The following is a 246-nucleotide window of genomic DNA, read 5'->3' as shown; positions in this document are numbered from 1 at the left end:
GCCGTCCTTTACGGGACGGCCTTTCATTGAGGGGACAGGCCGGTACGAGGTTGTCTGCGTCGTCAGTACCGTCGCCGTCCTTTACGGGACGGCCTTTCATTGAGGGGCATTGGTGGCGCGCGGTACTGCATAGTCTCATTGCCAGGTCGCCGTCCTTTACGGGACGGCCTTTCATTGAGGGTGGCTGTACGAGCACAAAGCAGCCATTGCTGAAGGTCGCCGTCCTTTACGGGACGGCCTTTCATT

Source organism: Corynebacterium sp. HMSC30G07 (assembly GCF_001806945.1).
GTDB lineage: Bacteria > Actinomycetota > Actinomycetes > Mycobacteriales > Mycobacteriaceae > Corynebacterium > Corynebacterium riegelii.
Note: the sequence above shows the minus strand (reverse complement) of the source record.